The following is a 14,286-nucleotide window of genomic DNA, read 5'->3' as shown; positions in this document are numbered from 1 at the left end:
AGAGCACCCGCGACCGGACACAGCGGGGCACTTCGCGCCGCCGGCCTCCCCCACCAGCGGCCCGCATCGTACCGCCTGGAAGCCGCCCCCACCCACCGCTCCGGGCCGCCCGGAGCCCGGCGCGCACCGGCCGGGACACGACTTCGCCCCGATCCGCGCGCGGCGCCCGCATCCGGCCGGAATTGTCGGCGGCACCCCCTAGATTCAGGGATGTGAGCGAACGCTGGACCCCTGACGACGTCTGGGCCCTCGCCCCCGACGCATCCTCCCGCAAGGCCGCCGTCAAGACCGCCAAACCGGCCTCCTGGCCGGTGCGCGGCTTCCGCTCCGGCGACTCCGGTGCGGGCCGCGCGGTGTGGGGCGAATGCTCCGGCAGCGGGTCGAAGCCCTACCAGGTCGTGGTCGACCTGGCGGGCACCCCCGCCTCCCGGTGCTCCTGCCCCAGCCGCAAGTTCCCCTGCAAGCACGCGCTGGCCCTGCTGTACCTGTGGTCGGAGAACACGGTCGACCCCGGCGACCCTCCCGACTGGGCCGCCGAGTGGCTGGCCAAGCGCGAGGCCGCGCGCGAGCGCCCGCCCGCCGCACCGGCCGCGCCCGCCGACCCCGAGGCCGCCGCCCGCCGGCTCGAACGCCGCGAGGAGCGCGTGGCCGAGGGCCTGGCCGAACTCGAACTGTGGCTGCGCGACCAGGTCGAATCCGGGCTGGCCGGGGCGCCCAACCTCGGCTACGGCGAGATCGACTCCGTGGCCGCCCGGCTGGTCGACGCCCAGGCGGGCCGCCTCGCCGACCACGTGCGCGGCCTCAGCGGCACCACCTCCCTGCCCGACTGGCCCGCGCGCCTGCTGACCGAGTACTCCCTGCTGCGCCTGCTGAGCGCCGCCTACCAGCGGCGCGACCACCTCCCCGAACCCATGCGCGCCACCGTGCGCGCCCGGGTGGGGCTGCCCTCCAGCCCCGACCTCTCCGCGCCGGTGCGCGACACCTGGCACGTCCTGGGCCGGTGCGACTTCCCCGCCGGGCAGGTCCGGGGCCGCCGCATCTGGCTGCGCGGGGCCACCACCGGGCGCACCGCCATGATGGTGTCCTTCGCCCCCGAGGGCCAGGTGCCCGAAACCCCCGTGCGGGTGGGCACGGCCGTCGACGCCGACCTCGCCTTCCACCCCGCCGAGTCCCGAGCGGTCCTGGTCGCCCTGCACTCCGACTCCCCCGCCGAGCCCGCCGGCACCGGCGCCGACGACGCGCTCGCCGCCTGGTCGGCCGCGCTGGCCGCCGACCCCTGGTGCACCGCGTGGCCGGTGGTGGTCGCCGACGCCGTGCTCGTGCGCGGCACCCCCTGGCTGCTGGCCGACCCCGGCGGCGCCGCGCTGCCGCTGCGCCAGGACTGCTGCCCGCCGCTGACGGCCGCGGCGGTGAGCGGCGGGCGGCCGGTCACCGTGGCCGGCGAGTGGACCCCCTCGGGCCTGCGGCCGCTGACCGTGTGGGGCCCCGACGGCCGCGCCGTCTCCCTCGACCCCCGGGTCGTCCGCGCCTGAGCCGTCGGCGCCGCGCCCCCGTCTCCGCCTCCCGACGTGAGAGGACTTCTGTGCCCCCCGACTCCCCGACCGCGCCCGCGGCCACCTGGAGCGACCTCGTCTCCGCGGCCCTGGTGGGCACCGCCCGCCGCTCGGTGCCCCAACCCGCCGGCCTCCCGGCCGTCGAGCGCGACGACCCCGCGCTGGCCCTGCTCGACCGCGCCGCGCTGGCGGCGGTGCGCCGGCGCGCCGGGCGGACCGCCCTGCGCGTACCGCCCGACTCCCCCGGCCGCCTGCCGCAGGCGGCGCCCGACACCGCGCCCGAGGTCCCCGGCCCCGCCGTGCTCCGCCTGTCCTCGGTCCTCAACGCCGACACCCCGCTGCTGCGCGAGTGGCTGGGCCTCGCCGCCGAACGCGGCATGGTCGTCCCGCCCGACGTGCTGCCCGACCTGCTGAACCGCGGCGCCCGCGACCACGACCTCGGTCGGCTGATGGTGCGCGTGGTGGGCGAGCGCGGCCGCTGGCTGGCCGCCGTCAGCGACCGCTGGTCCTACCTCGACCGGCTCTCCCAGAGCGGGGAGTTCACCGTCGAGGAGTGGCGCGCCAAGGGCGCCGAGGGCCGCCGCGCCCTGCTGGAGGCCCGCGAACCCCTGCTGTCGGCCGCCGACGAACCCCTGCTCGAAGAGGCCATGGCCGACCGCAGCGCGCGGGTGCGCGGCATCGCCCTGGCACTGCTGGCCCAACTCCCGGGCACCGAGCGCGGCGCGCGCCTGGCCGACCTCGCCCGCCGCCACGTGCTGCTCCACGACGGCGCGGTCGAGATCCGCCCGCCCGCGGCCGACGACCCCGACATTCCCCGCGAACTCGGCCTGGCCTCGGCCACCGGAACCCGCTCCGAGGTCCGCGAGGAGCGCCTGTGGGCGCTGGTCACCCACGCCCCGCTCGACTGCTGGCTGGGCCACCTGGGCGCCGACCCCGACGAGGTCGCGGCCGCCGCCTGTGCCCACAACGAACTGCTCGACACCCTGGGCAACGCCGCGGTCGTGCAGCGGCGCCCGGACTGGGCGCGGGCCCTGCTGCCCCTGCTGTTCCGCAGCCTCTCCCGCCACCACCACGTGCGCGCCAGCCGCGCCCACGCCCTGGTCGGCCTGCTGCCGCCCGACGAGCAGTGCGCCTGGGCCATGGGGCACGCCAAGCAGGCCCCCACCGGGCGCGGCGCGGCCTCGGCCCTGCTCGCGGCGGTCGAGTGCGTGGAGTGCCCCTGGAGCCTGGAGCTGGGCGGCGCCGTGGCCGACGTGCTGGCCGCCGCCTCGGGCAACGACAGCGGCCTGCACGGCCTGGCCCGCGCCGCCGAGTACCGCATGCCGCCCGAGCTGCACCCGCGCATGACCGACGCCGCGCGCGCCCGCCAGGGCACCCCCTCCGACCCTCCCACCAGCGACGAGCTTCGCGTCGCCGAGATCCTGCGCAGCCTCGCCGAGAAGCTGCGCGTCCGCCACGAGATGCACAAGGAGTTCCATTGAGCCACCCCGCCACCGGGGCCGCGCTGCGGCCGCACGCGGAGCAGAGCTACGCCGACGAGCTGGCCGCGCTCGAACGCGCCGACTCCCGCCCGCGCCCGCCGGGGTGGCGGATGTCGCCGTGGGCCGTCACCCAGTACATCCTGGGCGGCAAGCTCGACGACGGCACCGAGATCACCCCCAAGTACATCGGCCACCGCCGCGTCGTGGAGATCGCCGTGGCCACCCTGGCCACCGACCGCGCGCTGCTGCTGCTGGGTGTGCCCGGCACCGCCAAGACCTGGCTGTCGGAGCACCTGGCGGCGGCCATCTCCGGCGACTCCACCCTGCTGGTCCAGGGCACCGCCGGCACCGCCGAGGAGGCCATCCGCTACGGCTGGAACTACGCGCGGCTGCTGGCCGAGGGGCCCTCGGAGGCCGCGCTGGTGCCCAGCCCGGTCATGACCGCCATGGCCGACGGCCGCCTGGCCCGCGTCGAGGAGCTGACCCGCATCCCCTCCGACGTCCAGGACGCGCTGATCACCGTCCTGTCGGAGAAGGCGCTGCCGGTCCCGGAGCTGAGCATGGAGGTCCAGGCCCAGCGCGGGTTCAACGTGATCGCCACCGCCAACGACCGCGACCGCGGCGTCAACGACCTCTCCAGCGCGCTGCGCCGCCGCTTCAACACCGTGGTGCTGCCGGTCCCGGCCACCATCGACGAGGAGATCGACATCGTCACCCGGCGCGTGGCCGACCTCGGCCGTTCGCTGGAGCTGCCCGAGGTCCCCACCAGCCTGGCCGAGATCCGCCGCGTGGTGACCGTCTTCCGCGAGCTGCGCCAGGGCGTCACCACCGACGGCAAGGCCAAGGTGAAGTCGCCCAGCGGCACGCTCAGCACCGCCGAGGCGATCTCGGTGGTCACCAACGGCATCGCGCTGGCCGCGCACTTCGGCGACGGCACCCTGCGCCCCGCCGACGTCGCCGCGGGCATCCACGGCGCCGTGGTGCAGGACCCCGTCTCCGACTCCGTGGTGTGGCGGGAGTACCTGGAGACCGTGGCGCGCGAGCGCGACGGGTGGGACGGCTTCTACCGCGCCTGCCGCGAAGTGAGCCGCTGATGGCGCGCGTCGACACCGACCGCGTGCACGTCCTGGGGGTGCGCCACCACGGCCCGGGGTCGGCGCGCGCGGTGGCGGCCGAGCTTGAGCGGCTGCGTCCCGACCTCGTGCTCATCGAGGGTCCGCCCGAGGCCGACCAGCTCACCGGGCTGGTCGGCGAGGGCCTGGAGCCGCCGGTGGCGCTGCTGGCCTACGTGCCCGGGGAGCCGGCGCGGGCGGCGTTCTGGCCGTTCGCGGTGTTCTCCCCGGAGTGGGTGGCGCTGAGCTACGCCGCCCGCAACGGCGTCGAGGTCCGCTTCTGCGACCTTCCGGCGGCCCACACCCTCGCCGAGCCCGAGGCCGAGCCCAAGCCGGAGGCCGGCGAGGACTCCGGCGGCGCGGCGTCCGACTGCGGGGGCGGGGCCGGCCCCGGCGCGGCGGAGGTCCCGGCCCCCGAGGGCGCCGACACCCCGCTGCCGGCGGCGGCCCCCGACTCCGGCGACGAGGCCGAGCGCCGCGTCACCGACCCGCTGGGCGTCCTCGCCGAGGCCGCCGGCTACGACGACCCCGAGCGGTGGTGGGACGAGGTGGTCGAGGGCCGCGAGACCGGCCCCGACACCCCCTCGCCCTTCCCCGCGATCGCCGAGGCCATGGCGGCGGTGCGGGCCGAACTGGGCACCGGCCTGACCGGCGCCGCCGCCGAACGCGAGGCCCGCCGCGAGGCCCACATGCGCCAGGTGCTGCGCAAGGCGCTGCGCGAGGACCACCGGCGCATCGCCGTGGTCTGCGGCGCCTGGCACGTGCCGGCGCTGCTGGAGCACCCCCGCGTCTCCGACGACACCGCCGTGCTGCGCGGGCTGCCCAAGGCCAAGGTCGCGGCCACGTGGATCCCCTGGACCCACGGCCGGCTGGCCGCCGCGTCGGGCTACCGCGCCGGCGTGCGGGCGCCCGGCTGGTACCACCACCTCTTCACCGCGCCCGACCGCCCGGTGGAGAGGTGGCTGGCCGAGGCCGGGCGGCTGCTGCGCGAGCGCGACCACGCGGTGTCCTCCGCCCACGTCATCGAGGCCGTGCGGCTGACCCAGACCCTGGCCGTGCTGCGCGGTCGGCCGCTGGCCGGCCTGGAGGAGGTCGCCGACGCCGTGGAGTCGGTGCTGTGCGAGGGCGCGCGGACGCGCGCCGAGGTGCTGCACCGCGACATGGTCGTCGGCGAGCGGCTGGGCTCGGTGCCCGAGCACACGCCCATGGTGCCGCTGCAGCGCGACCTCGCCGCCCAGCAGAAGCGGGTGCGGCTGCAGCCCTCGGCCACCCCGCGCGACCTCGACCTGGACCTGCGCGAGGACAACGGCCGGCGGCGCAGCGTGCTGCTGCACCGGCTGCGGCTGCTGGGCGTCAACTGGGGCACCCCCCAGCGCGGCGCCACGGGCTCCAAGGGCACCTTCCGGGAGTCCTGGCACCTGGTGTGGGCCCCCGAACTCGACCTCTCGCTGATCGAGGCCGGGGTGTGGGGCACCGACGTGGAGTCCGCCGCCACCGCCCGCGTGCGGGCCCGCGCGGCAGAGGCCGACCTGCCCACGCTCACCGCACTGGCCGAGAAGTGCCTGCACGCCGACCTCACCGACGCCATCGGCGGGGTCCTGGCCGCGCTGACCGCGCGCGCCGCCGAGGACACCGACATCGAACGGCTGATGGCGGCCCTGCCGCCGCTGGCCCGCTCGGTGCGCTACGGCGACGTCCGCAAGAGCGACTCCGCGGCGCTGCACCGGGTGGCCGCCCAACTGCTGGCGCGGGTGTGCACCGGGCTGGTCCCGGCCCTCACCGGGCTCGACGACGCCGCGGCGGCGGCCATGGTCAAGGCGGTCGACGCCGTGCAGGGCGCCGCCGTGCTGCTGGGCGGCCAGGCCGAGGCCGACTGGCTGGACGCCCTGGGCGCGGTGGCGGTGCGGGAGTCCGCGCCGGGCCGGGTGGCGGGGCGGGCCAACCGCATCCTGCACGACGCCGGCCGGCTCGACGACTCCGCGCTGGCGCTGCGCATGACGCGGGCCACCTCGCGCGGGGTGGAGCCGGCGCGCGCCGCCGCCTGGCTGGAGGGCTTCCTCTCGGGCAGCGGGCTGCTGCTGGTGCACGACACCGCGCTGCTGGAGGTGGTGGACACCTGGCTCGCCGGCCTGTCCGGCGAGGCGTTCACCGAGGTCCTGCCGCTGGTGCGGCGCACCTTCGGATCGTTCGCCGCGCCCGAGCGCCGCGCCATCGGCGACCAGGTGAGCCGCCTGGGCGAGGCCGCCGGCTCCGTCGAGGACGACCCCGCCGACGACCTCGACCCCGCGCGCGCCGCGCCCGCGGTGGCCGCGGTGGCCGAACTGCTCGGCGTGACCGCACCCGTCCCGGCCTGACCGCCCCTCCCCCGCCCCTTCGCCCCGCCGACCCCGAGAGGAGGCAGCGGCGGCCGGCACGCCCCGCCGGCCGCCGCGCACCCCCCGATGACCGACCACAGCGACACCTCGACCGCCCTCGCCCCACCCGAGGACCAGCCCGAGCGGCTGCGCCGGTGGCGGCTGGTCCTGGGCGGCGCCGCCGCGCCCGCCTTCGCCGAGCTGAACGCGGCCGACCAGCGCATGGACGGCGCGCTGGCCGCCCTCTACGACCAGGGCTCCGGCGGCGCACCCGCCGGGCGCGGCGGGCCGCGCTCCGCCGGCCTGGGCGGGTCGGCCCCGGCCGTGGCCAACTGGCTGGGCGACATCCGCCGGTACTTCCCCACCAGCGTGGTGCGGGTGATGCAGGCCGACGCCATGGAGCGGCTGGGCCTGGACCGGCTGCTACTGGAGCCGGAGATGATGGAGGCGGTGGAGCCCGACGTCCACCTGGTGGGCACCCTGCTCTCCCTCAACCAGGTCATGCCCGAGCAGGCGCGCGAGACCGCGCGCATGGTCGTGCGCAAGGTCGTGGAGGACCTGGAGAAGCGCCTGGCCCAGCGCACCCGCGCGGTGGTGCAGGGCGCGCTGGACCGCTCGGCGCGCACCCACCGGCCGCGCCGGGTGGCCGACATCGACTGGGACCGCACCATCCGCCGCAACCTCCAGCACTACCTGCCCGAGCACCGCACGGTGGTGCCGCAGAACCTCGTGGGCTACGCCCGGCGCAGCCGGGGCGTCCAGCGCGACGTGGTGCTGTGCATCGACCAGAGCGGCTCGATGGCGGCCTCGGTGGTCTACGCCGGGGTGTTCGGCGCGGTGCTGGCCTCCATCCGGTCGCTGCGCACCTCGATGGTGGTGTTCGACACCTCGGTCGTGGACCTCACCGAGCAGCTCAGCGACCCCGTCGAGGTGCTGTTCGGCACCCAGCTGGGCGGGGGCACCCACATCAACCGCGCCCTGGCCTACTGCGAGGGGCTGATCACCCGGCCCTCGCAGTCGATGCTGGTGCTGATCAGCGACCTCTACGAGGGCGGGGTCCGCGAGGAGATGCTGCGCCGGGTGGCCGCCATGACCGCCGCCGGCGTGCAGGTGGTGGTGCTGCTGGCGCTGTCGGACGAGGGCGCGCCCTCCTACGACCGCCACAACGCCGCCGCCCTGGCCGCCATGGGCGTGCCGGCGTTCGCCTGCACCCCCGACCGGTTCCCCGACCTGATGGCCGCCGCGATCCAGGGGCGGTCGCTGGCCGCCTGGGTCGAGGAGGAGCAGGCCGCCGACCGCGGCTAGGCAGTGTTTGTTGAACGGGTAAGGTCGCGCAGCCAGATTCTGATCGAGGCCACCTGGACGGTGCCCTCGAAGATCACGGCCCGCTTGTCATAGCGGGTGGCCACCGCGCGGTTCTGCTTGAGCAGGTTGATCGCGCGCTCGACGGTGTTGCGCAAGCGGTAGGCTTCCCGGTCGAAGGACGGGGGCCTGCCGCCCGCCGAACCGCGCCGCAGCCGGTTGGCCCGCTGGTCGGCGGGCTCGGCGATGGTCGCCTTGGTCTTGCGCCGGCGCAGGTAGGACCGGTTGGCGCGGCTGGAGTAGGCCTTATCGCCCAGCAACCGGTCCAGGCGGGTGCGCGCCCGCCCCCCGGAGCGCGCCAGGCGCAGCCGCTCCAGCAGAGGCCGCAGCATCACCGTGTCGGCGTGCTGGCCGGGGGTGAGGGCCAGGACCAGCGGCCGCCGGCGGGTGTCGGCGATCAGGTGGAGCTTGGTGGACCAGCCGCCCCGCGAGCGCCCGAGTGCTTGGGCCCTGTCCCCTTCGTCCCGGGCCGCCTCCCCTTTTTTGGGGCTCCGGCGGCGTGGTGGTGGGCGCGGATCACGGTGGAGTCGATACCGGCGGTGAGTTCGGCGCCGGTGAGGGCGTCGATGCGCAGCCGGTCGGCGATGCGCTGCCAGGTGCCGTCCAGGCACCAGCGGCGGTGGCGTCCGGCGGCGGTTTCCCAGGGGCCGTAGCGTTCGGGCAGGTCGCGCCAGGGGATGCCTGTCCTGGTGCGGTAGAGGATGGCGTTGATGACGCGGCGGTGGTCGGCCCACCGCTTGCCTTTGCGGGGGTGGGCGGGCATGAGCGGGGCGAGCAGGTCCCACTCGGCGTCGGTGAGTTCATGGCGTCGGACCATGGATCCCAAGGATTACCGAAGACCAGCCCGCCCCGCAGACCTTTCAAAAAACAGGACCTAGCCGGGCACGGTCGGCACGGTGCCCGCCGCGCGGGCGGCGGGCACCGCCGGCGCGGTCACATCCACTTGCGCCACTTGAAGACCACGTAGAGCGCGACGCTGATGCCGACCATGAGCACCAGCGCCCAGGGGTAGCCCAGGACCCACTCGAGTTCGGGCATGTGGGTGAAGTTCATGCCGTAGACGCCGGTGATCAGGCTGGGCGCGAACAGGATCGCCGCCCACGCCGAGATCTTCTTGACCTGCTCGCCCTGGAGGTAGCTGGCCTCGGTGACGCGGCGCATCTCGTCGTTCTGGGCCTCGGTGACCAGGGTGGCGTTGACGGTGAGGATGTTCTGCAGCATGTCGCGGAACCCGCTGACCCGCTCGGCGACGGTGGTGGCGTGGTCGGCGACGTCGCGCAGGTAGCGGCGCAGCTCCTCGTCGGTGTCGTACTTCTCGAAGCCCTCGCCCAGCGACCGCAGCATGGGCAGCAGCGGCTGGGCGGCCCGCTGGAACTCGATGACCTCGCGCGAGAGCTTGTAGATGCGGCGGGAGACCGCGGGGTCGCCGGCGAAGACCTGGGTCTCGATCTCGTCGATGTCGTTCTGCAGCCCGGCCACGACGGGGGCGTAGCCGTCGACCACGGCGTCGAGCACGGCGTAGAGCACGGCCTCGGGGCCGCGCGCCAAAAGTTCGGGCTCGTCCTCAAGGCGCTTGCGCACGACCGAGAGGTCGGGGGCGTCGTTGTGCCGCACCGTGATGACGAAGTGCTTGCCGACGAACAGGTGGATCTCGCCGAACTCGACCTCTTCGGCGGCGTCCAGGTAGCGGGCGGACTTCAGGACGACGAAGAGGGTGTCGTCGTAGCGCTCCAGCTTGGGCCGCTGGTGGGCGACGATGGCGTCCTCGACGGCCAGGGCGTGCAGGCCGAACTCGTCGGCCACCGCCAGGAGCTGGGAGCTGGAGGGGCGCAGCAGGCCGATCCAGGCCAGGGCGCCCGCGTGGCTGGGGGTGCGGCGGTGGAGGTCGGCGATGTCGAGGATGTCGGTGGGGCCCTCCTGGCGGCGGCCGTCGACGTAGACGGCGGCGTCGATGACGCTGTCCTGCACCGGAGGGGTGTCGTCGGCCGGGCGCCGGTGGTCGGCCCGGGGGTCCATGGATTGCTCGGGGGGCTGGGGGCGGGCGGAGCGGCGGGCCTGCTGGGCGTCGCGGATGCTGGGCAGCCAGGCGAGTGGGTTGCGTTGAGCCATGGGAACACCCCTGCTGTGTCGAGGTCGGCGGGCAGCGGCCTCGGGACGCACGGCGGCCCGGAGACCGCGCGGATCTGGCGCGGCTTCAGGCCGTACTGGGAGGTTGGCTCATCGGCCTCACCTCCCGGGGTTCCGCATTCACGTGCACAACGCGCCTCCATCCTACCTGGACTGCCTGTTGTCCGGCCTTTCCGGCCTCCCGGACGTCTGGCCGACCGGTACCCGTGTTGTGGAGGAGCAATCCGACGTGGTCGGATGGAGGCATGGACGGGATGAACGCCGCAGGTGGGAGCCTCGACCTGTTCGGCGGCGCGCCCCGGGAGGTGGCGCCCGGCGCGGTGCACGTGCCGGGGTGGCTCGACACCGCCGCCCAGCGCGACCTGGTGGCGCTGTGCCGGGAGTGGGCGAGCGGCCCGGCCGGCATGCGCCGCCACCGCATGCCGCGCGGCGGGCTGATGAGCGTGCGCATGGCGGCGCTGGGCTGGTACTGGGAGCCCTACCGGTACTCCCGGACGCTGCCCGACGGCAGCCCGGTGCGGCCCTTCCCCGACCTGCTGGGCCGCCTGGCGCGCGAGGGCGTGGCCGCCGCCTACGGGAGCCCGCCCGCGCCCGGGAGCCCGCCCTACGACGTCGCGCTCGTCAACTTCTACGACGCCGAGGCGAAAATGGGCATGCACCAGGACCGCGACGAGCGCGCCGACGCCCCGGTGGTGTCGCTGAGCCTGGGCGACACGTGCGTGTTCCGGTTCGGCAACACCGAGACCCGCACCCGCCCCTACACCGACGTGGAGCTGGCAAGCGGCGACCTGTTCGTCTTCGGCGGCCCCTCGCGGCTGGCCTACCACGGGGTGCCGCGCACCCGGCCGGGCACCGCCCCGCCCGGTATCGGGCTGGAGGCGGGCCGGCTCAACATCACGGTCCGCGCCTCGGGCCTGCCCGGCGCCGAGGGCTGAGCGGCGCGCGGCCCCGCCCGGGGCCGGCCGGGCCGGGCTCGGCGGGGCGGCGCGGGCGGGACGCGGCTGGACGGGCGGTTCAGCCGCGGATGAGGTCGCGGACGTTGACCCACAGCAGGATGGCCACCACCACACCGGTGGGCACCAGCAGCGCGATGCGCCAGTCCGCGGCGAAGGCGGCGATGATGCCCGCCACCACCCCCACGGCCAGTACGAGCACCGCCAGGCCGGTCAGGAACGGCATGAGCTTGCGCCGGGCCATGGCGTCGACCATGGCGAACACCAGGACCACGCCGATCATCGCGGGCGCGGTGTAGGTGCCCTGCAGGAACAGCATGGCGCCCAGCGCGCAGATCAGCAGCGGGGTGCTCAGGGCCGCCCACACGTGCAGGAAGCGGGTCGTGCGCTGCTGGCCGGTCGCGTAGGGCAGGTGGGGGGCGCGCAGGTGCTCGGTGGGGCTGGGCGCGACCGGGACCTCGCCGTCGAGGGCGGCGCGGCAGGAGTCGCGCTCGTCGCTCATCATCGCGCGGCGGCGGTAGGCGGCCGACAGCTCCTTCTCGTCGGCGCGGATACGGGCGTCGTACTCCTGGGCGCGGCTCTGGGAGTGGGCGTCGTGGCCCAGGACCAGCCGGGCGGCGGTGAGGCGGCGCAGCGCGTCGCGGCGGCGCAGGATGTCGGCGTCGGCCTCGCGGATGCGCTCCTCCAGGTCGCCCAGGTGCGCGGCGAGCTGGACGCGGGCGGCGGCCTCCGTCGGCGGGACCTTCTGCAGCCCCACCCACGCCAGGGGGTCGGCCCAGGACCAGCGGATGGTGCCGTCGCGCTCGTAGCGGGGGCCGCTGGGGGCGCGCTCGCCCTCGAAGAAGTCGCCGGTGTCGCGGCCCCACAGGCCGCGGAAGCCGCGCACCCACGGGGTGTCGTCGTCGATGACGTGGGCGGTCCAGGTGCGCTCGCCGCCGGGGCCCACGCGCACGCCGTCGCCGCGGGCGTAGTCCACGAAGGGCACGCCGATCCCGTGGCGGACGAACTGGCTGTCGCTGCGGAAGATCCGCTCGCCCACCCACCGCCAGGCGCGCACCACCCAGCGCAGCACGGCGGGGTCGACCTGGATGAGGTAGTCACCGGGCAGCATCTGGTGGGAGTGGGAGCCGGCGCCGACGAAGATGACCGGGTGGTCGCCCTCGCGCCGCAGGTCGGGGTCGTCCCAGCTGCGGCGCAGGTCGTCGCCGAAGTACTCGTGGGAGGAGGCGCCCACCCACATCGGGCGGGTGCGGCCCTCGGAGTCCTCCACGACGTAGACGGTGACCTTCTCCCAGTCGGCCTCGTGGTCGTTGACGCCGCCGTAGGTGGAGCGCCAGTCGTTCATCGCGTAGAAGTACCAGTACTGCAGCGCGATGTAGCCGCCCTCGCGCACCACGCGGCCGTAGTAGCTGGCGGTCCCGTCGATGTGCACCCGGTCGCGGTAGCGGGTGGCGGCCGCCGCGGCGACTCCGCCGGGCACCGCGCCGCGGATCAGCAGGGACAGCTTCATCAGGATGTCGACCACCCGGCCCAGCACGCCCACGGCCGCCAGGCGCCCGCTGCGCGGGATGACGCGGCGCGCGCTGCGGCGGTGGCGGCGGGCCTCGGCGCGCAGCGAGGCGGCCTGCACGAACCGCAGGTGCTTGTAGCGGCCGGGCCACTCCTGCTCGGCCGTGGCGAGGCGGTCCAGGGTCAGCTCACCGGCCGGGACGACCTCGACCTCCTTGCCGTCGCGGTCCTCGCACCACAGCGAGCAGCAGCGCACGTAGGCGTCGACGTCGGCGGGGAAGAACAGCTCGCCGCGCGTGTAGACGAGGACGGGTTCGTAGGCGCGCAGCAGTTCGAGGTCGGATTGTGTACTCATGGTTGTGCCTGACTTTAGTGGATCTTGCCGGAGGGCCGTGCCGGGCGGGCTTCCGGGGCCTTCGGGCGGCCCGCCCGCCGCGCCCCGGGGACGGCGTAGGTTGGTCCCCATGGAAGAGGACCGCATCACGCCGCTGCTGGAGACGGCCCGCGGGGAGTCGCCGCTGGCCGCACTGCACGCCACCGTGCAGTTGCGCGGTGAGGTCGAGCGGCTGGAGGCGATGCACGTCCGGCGCGCGCGGACGCAGGGCTACACCTGGAGCGAGATCGCGACCATCCTCGGCATCAGCAAGCAGGCGTTGCACAAGAAGTATGGCGGCAGCCGCAGGGAGCGGTGACCGCCCGGGCACACCGAGGGGCCGCCCGCCCCGCTTCGGGGGCGGGCGTGGCCGGATCCGGCCGTCGTGGGCGGCGGCCGGGGTGAGGTTGACGGCGGCCGGGGTGAGCCCGCCTGCCGGCCGAGGCGGGGCCGGGGGCCGGACCGGCGGCGTCAGCCCACGTGCTCGGGCGCCCGCCGGGTCTCGGGGGGCTCCTGCTCCGGCGGCTCCGGCGGCGGCGCCGGCGGCTCCGTGCGGGCGGTGGCACGGCGCCGGCGGGTGCGGCGCACCCGGGCCAGGGCGGCGCGGTCGTCGCCTCGTGCGGCGCCGATCCCCGCCAACACCACCAGGGCCATGCCCGCGACCTGGACGGGCGCGGGGGTCTGGGCGACGATGAGCAGGCCCATGACCAGGCTGACGGCGGGTTCGAGGCTGACGAAGGTGCTGTAGGCGGTGCGGCTCATGCGCTGCAGCACGACCATCTCCAGCAGGAACGGCACCAGCGGGAACAGCACCGCGATGACCAGGGTGACCCACAGGACGCGGCCCAGGTCGGGGGCCGCGAGCACGGGCGGCAGACCGGCGGGCGCGGTGAGCACGGCGCCCACCGCCATGGCGATGGCCAGGCCGTGCACCGGGCGGAACGACGACCCCACCCGCTGGGTGAACACGATGTAGAGGGCCACGCAGACGGCGCCCGCCAACCCCAGCGCCACACCCACGAGGTCGGCACCGCCGGTCCAGGGCCGGGTGAGAAGCAGCACACCGGCGGCGGCGGCGCCCAGCCACACGGCCTCGCGGCGGCGGCGCAGCGCCAGGACCGCCACGGCCAGCGGGCCAAGGAACTCCAGGGCGGTGGCGGTGCCCAGGTCGATCCTCGCCGTCGCCTCGGAGTAGAGGACCATCATCCCCGCGCTGGCTGTGCCCAAGATCACTGCGGTGCCGATTTCACGCGGCCGGGCGGCGCGCAGCGCCGTCCACAGCGAGCGCCCGCCCAGGGCCACCAGCAGCAGCGCGGCCCAGGTCAGGCGCAGCCAGGTGACGCCCATGGGACCGGCCTGGCTGAACGCGTGCACGGCCAGCGCGCTTCCGGTGTGCAGCACGAACATCCCGCCGAGCAGCAGGGCGGCGGGTGGGACGCGGTCCAGGGCAGGGCGCAGTCCA

General features: G+C 75.7%; 10 protein-coding genes and 1 pseudogene. 7 read left to right on the top strand and 4 right to left on the bottom strand.

Going from position 1 to position 14,286, the window contains the following annotated elements; all coding sequences use genetic code 11:
* Window positions 1-212 precede the first annotated feature (212 nt).
* The 5 genes from HNR12_RS01525 to HNR12_RS01505 all read left to right on the top strand — a co-directional run bounded on the left by HNR12_RS01525 (window position 213) and on the right by HNR12_RS01505 (window position 7,805).
* Complete coding sequence (locus tag HNR12_RS01525) at window positions 213-1,532, top strand: SWIM zinc finger family protein (RefSeq protein ID WP_179765764.1); 1,320 nt, start codon at window positions 213-215, stop codon at window positions 1,530-1,532.
* Window positions 1,533-1,582: 50 nt separating this feature from the next.
* The gene (locus HNR12_RS28965; protein ID WP_179765763.1) at window positions 1,583-3,034 is read left to right on the top strand and encodes a DUF5691 domain-containing protein; all 1,452 of its coding nucleotides are present in this window, start codon (window positions 1,583-1,585) and stop codon (window positions 3,032-3,034) included.
* Window positions 3,031-4,128, top strand: a complete 1,098-nt coding sequence (locus HNR12_RS01515) for an ATP-binding protein (protein ID WP_179765762.1) — start codon at window positions 3,031-3,033, stop codon at window positions 4,126-4,128. Before HNR12_RS28965 ends, HNR12_RS01515 begins: the two co-directional genes overlap by 4 nt.
* A complete protein-coding gene (locus tag HNR12_RS01510; RefSeq protein ID WP_179765761.1) occupies window positions 4,128-6,500 on the top strand; it encodes a DUF5682 family protein in 2,373 nt (790 codons plus the stop codon). Before HNR12_RS01515 ends, HNR12_RS01510 begins: the two co-directional genes overlap by 1 nt.
* 87 nt (window positions 6,501-6,587) lie before the next feature.
* Window positions 6,588-7,805 carry a VWA domain-containing protein gene (locus HNR12_RS01505; RefSeq protein WP_179765760.1) on the top strand — a complete coding sequence of 406 codons (1,218 nt, stop codon included), beginning with the start codon at window positions 6,588-6,590 and terminating at the stop codon, window positions 7,803-7,805.
* On the opposite strand, the pseudogene HNR12_RS01500 reads toward HNR12_RS01505, so the two are convergent.
* A pseudogene (locus HNR12_RS01500) lies at window positions 7,802-8,679 on the bottom strand (IS5 family transposase). The gene HNR12_RS01505 and the pseudogene HNR12_RS01500 sit on opposite strands and share 4 nt — an antisense overlap.
* A gap of 116 nt (window positions 8,680-8,795) precedes the next feature.
* A complete protein-coding gene (locus tag HNR12_RS01495) occupies window positions 8,796-9,971 on the bottom strand; it encodes a magnesium and cobalt transport protein CorA (RefSeq protein ID WP_179765759.1) in 1,176 nt (391 codons plus the stop codon).
* A 263-nt stretch (window positions 9,972-10,234) separates the two neighbouring features.
* Here HNR12_RS01495 and HNR12_RS01490 point away from each other — a divergent pair, with 263 nt between their 5' ends.
* The gene (locus HNR12_RS01490) at window positions 10,235-10,924 is read left to right on the top strand and encodes an alpha-ketoglutarate-dependent dioxygenase AlkB family protein (RefSeq protein WP_246424976.1); all 690 of its coding nucleotides are present in this window, start codon (window positions 10,235-10,237) and stop codon (window positions 10,922-10,924) included.
* A gap of 79 nt (window positions 10,925-11,003) precedes the next feature.
* On the opposite strand, the gene HNR12_RS01485 is transcribed toward HNR12_RS01490, so the two are convergent.
* Window positions 11,004-12,806, bottom strand: a complete 1,803-nt coding sequence (locus HNR12_RS01485; protein ID WP_179765758.1) for an NPP1 family protein — start codon at window positions 12,804-12,806, stop codon at window positions 11,004-11,006.
* A gap of 109 nt (window positions 12,807-12,915) precedes the next feature.
* Between HNR12_RS01485 and HNR12_RS01480 the strand changes: the two genes are divergently transcribed.
* The gene (locus HNR12_RS01480; RefSeq protein ID WP_179770321.1) at window positions 12,916-13,143 is read left to right on the top strand and encodes a hypothetical protein; all 228 of its coding nucleotides are present in this window, start codon (window positions 12,916-12,918) and stop codon (window positions 13,141-13,143) included.
* A 152-nt stretch (window positions 13,144-13,295) separates the two neighbouring features.
* Here HNR12_RS01480 and HNR12_RS01475 read toward each other — a convergent pair whose 3' ends face one another.
* The gene (locus tag HNR12_RS01475; RefSeq protein WP_179770320.1) at window positions 13,296-14,231 is read right to left on the bottom strand and encodes an EamA family transporter; all 936 of its coding nucleotides are present in this window, start codon (window positions 14,229-14,231) and stop codon (window positions 13,296-13,298) included.
* Window positions 14,232-14,286: the final 55 nt, after the last annotated feature.

This window comes from Streptomonospora nanhaiensis (assembly GCF_013410565.1).
Classification (GTDB): domain Bacteria; phylum Actinomycetota; class Actinomycetes; order Streptosporangiales; family Streptosporangiaceae; genus Streptomonospora; species Streptomonospora nanhaiensis.
This window is presented reverse-complemented; position numbering and strand designations above follow the sequence as displayed.